Here is a 2,137-nt window from a genome sequence, read left to right on the forward strand (position 1 = left end):
GTGTTGCCCTCGACGGCGGCCGTGACGGTGACCTGGCCGCCCTCGCGGAGCGGCGCGATCCCGTGGCGGACGGCGTTCTCGACCAACGTCTGGACCGACATCGGCGGGACCTCGACCTCGAGGGCGCGGTCGTCGACCTCGACGGTGGCGACGAGCCGGTCGCCCATGCGGGCGGACTCGAGGGCGAGGTAGTCGCGGACGAACGCGACCTCGTCGGCGAGCGGGACCAAGTCGCGGCGGCCGGAGGCGAGCGAGTAGCGGAGCAGGCCGCTGAGCCGCCCGATCATCTCGCGCGCCTCGCCGGGATCCTGACCGACCTCGGCGCTGATCGCGTTGAGCGCGTTGAACAGGAAGTGCGGGTTGAGCTGGGCGCGCAGCGACCGCAACTCCTGCTCCCGCGCCAGGGCTCGCGCCTCGTCCAAGGCTCGTCGCTCGCGGGTTGCCCGCTGCGACGCCGCGAGCGCGTGGTAGGCCGCGAACTGAGCGATGTAGAGCATGGCGCTCCCGACCGCGATCCAGCCGAACTGGTCTCGGACGGCCTCAACGCCTCCGTCCGCCCCGCGCGCGGCGTAGATCGCTCCCAGCAACGCCGTGCTCCCGACGGCGTAGACCGGCAGCGACGCGGCGTGCGCCCAGATCTGGCGGCCGACTCGCCCGTCCAAGCCGCGGACGACCACGAGCCACACCGGGGCGCTGAGCGCCGCGCAGATCAAGCTCGTCAGGATCTGGCTGTCGAGCGCGATCGCGAGCGGGATCCGGGCGAAGATGGACACCGCCACGGCGTACGCGAGTGTGTACGCGATCCACACCAACGCAATGACGGCCAGCCCTTTCCGGCCGATCCGAGGCACGCTGTTCGAAGGAGATCGCGACGTCATCGGCCTACAATCTAGGAGGGCCTGGCAGAGACAACGGCGAGCGCCGTCCGCGCCCTCGAGGTCGGCCTCGAGGGCGCAGGCGCTTGGACGATCAGCCTTCCTCGCCCTCGAGCTGCTCGAGCCACGGCATAAGCTTGTACTGCACGAATGACGAGGACGGGTTGAGCGAGGCCGCACGGTCGATGTAGGGCCGGGCAGCCGAGGCGTCGCCCATCATCAGGTGTGCCATCCCGAGCCAGGCGTTCGCGTCGTCTTCTCCCCATCCGGGTTCGAGGCCCGTCGACGCGCCGAATCGAGTGATGGCGTCCTCGAGCTGGGTCGCCGCGAGCGCGGGGTCTCCGCCCCACTCCGGCGGCGTGTTGAGGAGCGACGTCGCGCTCTGGAACAGCACGCGCGGGTTGCCGGGTGCCAGCCGCATCGAGGTCGCCGTCGCCTGGGTCGCGGCCTGGCCGAGTGACATGGCGCGGGACTGGTCGAGCCCCATCTGGGTGCCAAGGAGCGTCGCCTTGAGAGCGAGCATCTCTGCTCGGGCGTCGTCCCCAAGACCGGACGTCGCGAGCGCGTCCTCGAGGACGGCCGCCCCCTGCTCGGCGTGCTGGAGCGCACGGGCCGCGTCCTGGCCCCAGAAGATGTAGCTCAGACGGTAGTCGGCGAGAGCCGTGTAGTAGCCGGCCCACGCGGCCGCGTCAGGGTCGTCGGCCTCGAGGGCGATGCCAAGCGTGGCGCGGGCGGCCATCAGAGAGTCGACGGAGCCGGACAGGTGGCCGGCAGTGACCAGGTCACGGCCGCGCTCGACGACGGCGGTCGCGTCGGGTTGGGCGGCGAGGGGCGCCGCGATGAAGAGGAGGAGTGCGATTCGGAGGTTCATTGGAGTAGTGGTTGGAGGTACTAGGTGTGAGTTGGTCGCGTCAGTCTGAAGACGTTTGAGGACGCTGACTTAGAGAAGGAGCGAGGCGCCGACGTAGACCGAGCGGCGATAGGCCGTCACGTCGTCTTGGAAGGAGCCGTAGTCCGGCGCGTAGACCCGTCCGACGACGTTGCCGCGGTCGAGCACGTTGTTGACGGCCCCGAACAAGACCACCGCGCCAACGCCCGGCACGCGGACCGTCCGGCTCACGTTGAGGTCGAGGCGCACGTAGGCCGGCAGCCGCTCGGACCCGACCGCGCCCTCGAGGGGGAGCGCGAACCCGTCGGCCTCGAAGGCGCCCGCGACCGGCGTCACGGGACGTCCCGACGAGACGCGGAGCCGAGCGCCGAGC

At 70.8% G+C, this 2,137-nt stretch carries 2 protein-coding genes and 1 pseudogene; all 3 read right to left on the bottom strand.

What is annotated here, in order from left to right; genetic code table 11:
• On the bottom strand, nt 1-851 hold an 851-nt coding region (locus WBA11_RS11385), incomplete at its 3' end, for a sensor histidine kinase (RefSeq protein WP_424520806.1).
• Between the two features lie 118 nt (nt 852-969).
• A complete protein-coding gene (locus WBA11_RS11390) occupies nt 970-1,746 on the bottom strand; it encodes a hypothetical protein (RefSeq protein ID WP_424520807.1) in 777 nt (258 codons plus the stop codon).
• Between the two features lie 69 nt (nt 1,747-1,815).
• Nucleotides 1,816-2,137 (bottom strand): annotated as a pseudogene (locus WBA11_RS11395) (hypothetical protein); the annotation flags it as partial.

The sequence above is a fragment of the Rubrivirga sp. genome (assembly GCF_049648075.1).
Classification (GTDB): Bacteria; Bacteroidota; Rhodothermia; order Rhodothermales; family Rubricoccaceae; genus Rubrivirga.

Coding starts and splice junctions, on each gene's coding strand:
- WBA11_RS11390 (WP_424520807.1), bottom strand. CDS start 1,746: ATGAACCTCCGAATCGCACTCCTCCTCTTCATCGCGGCGCCCCTCGCC.